Here is a 2,808-nt window from a genome sequence, read left to right as displayed (position 1 = left end):
CCCTTCCATGAGACCAGCATTTATGTGTAGCAAGCAATAAGTAAGCCCATGAATTCTAAGTACCAAACCTACCCACCCGGAGTACAGAAACAGATCGGGCTCTTCCTTCAGCACGAAGACGGCAAGGGAATGGTAGAGCGCTATCTAGCGATAATTGATAGTGCTGATTATTTAGAGCGATCGCCTACCTATGACAGCCGCCGGGGTATGAAAAAAAACGACCAACGACCAATAACTAATAACTAATGACTAATAACCAATGAACAAATCCGAGCTAATTGATGATGTTGCAGACAAAACATCAGCCTCCAAAAAAGAGGTCAACGCCATACTGGACGCCATTCTAGGCACAATAGTTGACACCGTTGCCGAGGGAGAGAAAGTAGTCTTAGTCGGGTTTGGCTGTTTCGAGTCTCGGGACAGAGCGGCCCGCGACGGCCGCAACCCCAAAACAGGCCAAACGATGAAGCTTCCAGCAACCGTAGTCCCGGTTTTTTCCGCGGGCAAGCAGTTCCGGGAGGCAGTCAAACCGTGATCGTTTAACCCACTGGCGACACCTGCCAGGGTAGATCCGATCGAAGTGGTGCGACCGTCGGGAGAGACCGACACTAAAACAACATAAAGGACGTTAAACCCATGAATCCAATTCTCGCAAGACTGCCAATCTCAAGACCGCCGCCTAGCAATACTGGAAGAAGAGGAAGCTCGCGAATCGACAGACGATGCCAGCCTGCTGCAAGAAATTCAGGCTTTGCTAGGAATGTTGGAAAATCCCATTCCCGGCGATCCTTTCGCAGTAATCCCCCCGATGCCTGCCGACCTGTAACTAACTGACAACAAGCCGATCGCTCAATCAAGGGCGATCGCGCTTATCCTACTAATTTCTAAAATCTAAAAAATGACACCGCAAGAAAGCCTAGAAAAAATGCACGCCGCTTCCAACCGCTTCTACGACGATGCAATTGGCACCAACTGCCACGCATTTATCGAATTCACCGGCCTGCTGAACGAATACATCAAAATCTGCGAAGAAAACTTAGCAGTGGGAATTGATTTCACCCAAATCAACGCCCACAGCAAGAGCCAGCCCTTAAAAATACAAGAGCAGGAGGTAGCGTACCTAAACGAGAAGCTGCGGTGTATTTTTCAAGGATTAATAGTTTTAAGAGGAGAGGCTGACGAATGAGTTTGCCACCTGAAATAATTGATTCTGTAACCGCAGAAAGTGAAGAGTTTATTTTCTTATAAAGAAGGTGGCCGGGTGCGGCACGTCCACATTCCCGGCGGTAACGTGCGATCGGCCCTTTCTCAGTCAAGGGCGATCGAAGTTCGCGCCAAAATTGCTGTGGGGGCTACGTCGGCTCAGATTGCAGAGATGATTCGGAAATGGTCGGACAAGAAGTAGTTAGCGCACTCAAACAAGTGCGGCCCAAGCGATCCAAATTCCATTGTTTTGAGAGCGGTAATAAATTTTCGATCGATCGGGCAGAGCAAAAAATTGATTCATGTATTTTCCCACCAGTAAGGTGTTGTACAGGGCATCGATCTGACAGAGCGTGCCGCTTACAACTGAAAAGGGAAAATTTGCATAAACGTTGTTTCCATCGATCCACCTAATAGCCGCTGCGCGTCCCAAAGGAATAGCGGTGTTAGCGTCAATTGTTACCGTTCCATTACTTCCCCCCGGTCGAGTTATCACCGAGAGGCCTCATTTGCGGCTCTGTGGGGGGGTTTCGTAGCGTCATATCAAATAATCGTGATTTCTTCGGTAGCCATAAAGCTGGCAGTGCCGCTCTCAGTTCGCGCAACTACCGGCCCTTGCCAAGTCTGGTTATCGTAATTTCCCGTCGGTAAAAGTTCCCCCGAAAAGAGCGTTAAGCTCACCGAAGTTCCCAGCGAGAACAGAACGTCACCAGGGCCTGCGTTGTACAGATTGAGATTTTTTCGGTTTCTAGCATTGACTGCGGAGCGATCGGGCAAGATTGTCACCTGCGAAGTCGTCAGAGCGACACTGGTTGAGCCGCCGGCCGTTGAAAAGGCAGGCTGCTGCGCTGGAAGTTGAACTTGAGACGGGTTAACTAAAGTCATATTCAAAAATTGTCGATCGCATTTTTACGTTGTTCTTCTGAGATTTCGATATATCGGCTTAGGGAAGCCAGACTCGCGTGACCGGATAAAGACTTAATCAGGCCAGGGCTGCAACCGAGATTGTTTAGCCGGGTGATAAACCCGCGGCGCGGTGAGTACAGGGAATAGCCCTGATTGTCTAAGCCAGCCTTCTTTAGTGCGCGTCGGAAAGCTCGATCGATCGCCTGCCGGGATAAATGGCGATTTTCACGAACGCGAGACGGGAACAGATAGCCATCCTCGCAACACTCAAAATCCCTAAGAATTTTTTCTAAGTCGCGGTGACAGGGAATTTCTCGGGTTTTTTTATCCTTTCTTGTCGTCGCGCTGTAAAGTATGGACGAGCGCACGATGCGCCGTGATGGGTTTGAGTAAAATTGGCAAACTTGACTTTTTAATATAGCGTCCGGTCTCTCCCCAGTGTACCAAGCCACGGCTAGAAATACCCTATGAATTTCTGTAAATAAATGTTTGCTGATTAGTTCGTAACTCTCCTGAGTCAGAGGTGTCGCTTGCCCAAATCTGGATAATTTCACCTTGTCAAATCTCCTCAAAAACAACCAATTCAGCACCCCATGTATTCTAAGTCAATTCTAATTGGCTCAAGCTCATACAAGTCGGTGCTCGCTGTTTTTTAACAAGTTGCTCTTTTATCTATAAGAGCAACTTGTTAAGAAAAAG

The 2,808-nt window shown here is 48.2% G+C and carries 7 protein-coding genes; 4 read left to right on the top strand and 3 right to left on the bottom strand.

Annotated elements, in window-relative coordinates; genetic code table 11:
• Positions 1-48: 48 nt before the first annotated feature.
• The 4 genes from JGK39_RS00040 (at position 49) to JGK39_RS00025 (ending at position 1,405) form a co-directional block, all read left to right on the top strand.
• Entirely contained in the window at positions 49-246 is a 198-nt protein-coding gene (locus JGK39_RS00040) for a hypothetical protein (protein WP_293303313.1), read from the top strand.
• A 13-nt stretch (positions 247-259) separates the two neighbouring features.
• Positions 260-535, top strand: a complete 276-nt coding sequence (locus JGK39_RS00035) for an HU family DNA-binding protein (RefSeq protein WP_293303312.1) — start codon at positions 260-262, stop codon at positions 533-535.
• A 363-nt stretch (positions 536-898) separates the two neighbouring features.
• Positions 899-1,186: a hypothetical protein gene (locus JGK39_RS00030; RefSeq protein ID WP_293299147.1), complete on the top strand. Its 288-nt coding sequence runs from the start codon at positions 899-901 to the stop codon at positions 1,184-1,186.
• Between the two features lie 39 nt (positions 1,187-1,225).
• The gene (locus tag JGK39_RS00025; RefSeq protein ID WP_293321918.1) at positions 1,226-1,405 is read left to right on the top strand and encodes a hypothetical protein; all 180 of its coding nucleotides are present in this window, start codon (positions 1,226-1,228) and stop codon (positions 1,403-1,405) included.
• Between the two features lie 9 nt (positions 1,406-1,414).
• Here the strand turns inward: JGK39_RS00025 and JGK39_RS00020 are convergent, their stop codons facing one another.
• From JGK39_RS00020 to JGK39_RS00010, 3 genes are read right to left on the bottom strand one after another with little or no spacing between them, the layout of a single operon-like run.
• Positions 1,415-1,699, bottom strand: a complete 285-nt coding sequence (locus JGK39_RS00020; RefSeq protein WP_293321915.1) for a hypothetical protein — start codon at positions 1,697-1,699, stop codon at positions 1,415-1,417.
• A gap of 47 nt (positions 1,700-1,746) precedes the next feature.
• Positions 1,747-2,088 carry a hypothetical protein gene (locus tag JGK39_RS00015; RefSeq protein ID WP_293303304.1) on the bottom strand — a complete coding sequence of 114 codons (342 nt, stop codon included), beginning with the start codon at positions 2,086-2,088 and terminating at the stop codon, positions 1,747-1,749.
• A gap of 2 nt (positions 2,089-2,090) precedes the next feature.
• Positions 2,091-2,663: a site-specific integrase gene (locus JGK39_RS00010; RefSeq protein ID WP_293299155.1), complete on the bottom strand. Its 573-nt coding sequence runs from the start codon at positions 2,661-2,663 to the stop codon at positions 2,091-2,093.
• Positions 2,664-2,808 lie beyond the last annotated feature (145 nt).

The organism is Microcoleus sp. PH2017_12_PCY_D_A, from assembly GCF_020738565.1.
GTDB lineage: Bacteria > Cyanobacteriota > Cyanobacteriia > Cyanobacteriales > Microcoleaceae > Microcoleus.
The sequence above is the reverse complement of the archived record's forward strand: the minus strand, read 5'-3'. Positions and strand labels throughout refer to the sequence as shown.